This is a genomic window from Bartonella vinsonii subsp. vinsonii, assembly GCF_902825235.1.
GTDB classification, from domain to species: Bacteria; Pseudomonadota; Alphaproteobacteria; order Rhizobiales; family Rhizobiaceae; genus Bartonella; species Bartonella vinsonii.
In genome coordinates, this window is sequence record NZ_CADEAJ010000032.1 from 1 (window position 1) to 1,166 (window position 1,166).

The following is a 1,166-nucleotide window of genomic DNA, read 5'->3' on the forward strand; positions in this document are numbered from 1 at the left end:
ATGGCAAAGAGCAAATTTGAACGTACGAAGCCGCATGTTAATATTGGAACGATTGGTCACGTTGATCATGGAAAGACGTCGTTAACAGCGGCAATTACGAAATATTTTGGTGAATTTAAAGCGTATGACCAAATTGATGCGGCACCAGAAGAAAGAGCACGTGGAATTACCATTTCTACGGCCCATGTTGAGTATGAAACAGAGAGTCGGCACTATGCGCATGTTGATTGCCCAGGTCACGCGGATTATGTAAAAAACATGATCACGGGGGCAGCACAAATGGATGGTGCTATTCTGGTTGTTTCTGCTGCTGATGGACCGATGCCTCAAACACGTGAGCATATTTTGCTTGCGCGCCAAGTCGGTGTTCCGGCGATTGTTGTTTTTCTCAATAAGGTCGATCAGGTTGATGATGCTGAGCTTCTGGAGCTTGTTGAGCTTGAAGTTCGTGAACTCTTGTCAAAATATGATTTCCCAGGAGATGATATACCCGTGGTTAAGGGTTCTGCATTGGCAGCTCTTGAGGATAAGGATAAAAGCATTGGAGAAGATGCTGTTCGTCTTTTGATGAGTGAGGTTGATAATTATATCCCAACACCAGAGCGTCCTGTTGATCAGCCGTTTTTGATGCCGATTGAAGATGTTTTTTCGATTTCTGGACGCGGTACGGTTGTGACTGGTCGTGTTGAGCGTGGTATTATTAAGGTTGGTGAGGAAATCGAAATTATAGGTATTCGTCCTACCTCGAAGACGACGGTTACCGGAGTTGAAATGTTCCGCAAGCTTTTGGATCAAGGTCAAGCTGGTGATAATATTGGTGCTCTTCTTCGTGGAGTTGATCGTGAAGGGATTGAGCGTGGACAGGTTCTTGCAAAGCCTGGGTCAGTTACTCCTCATACGCGCTTTAAAGCAGAAGCTTACATTTTAACGAAAGATGAAGGTGGTCGTCATACACCGTTTTTTACGAATTATCGTCCTCAATTTTACTTCCGTACGACGGATGTTACAGGGATAGTAACACTTCCAGAAGGGACAGAGATGGTCATGCCTGGAGATAATGTTGCGATGGATGTTTCTTTGATAGTTCCGATTGCCATGGAAGAAAAGCTTCGTTTTGCTATTCGTGAAGGTGGTCGTACTGTTGGTGCTGGTATCGTTTCTAAGAT

General features: G+C 44.5%; 1 protein-coding gene. It reads left to right on the top strand.

Annotated features, from left to right (window positions below):
* The coding region (gene tuf / locus J7R12_RS08550; protein ID WP_208439060.1) for an elongation factor Tu at window positions 1-1,166 on the top strand (1,166 nt) is incomplete at its 3' end.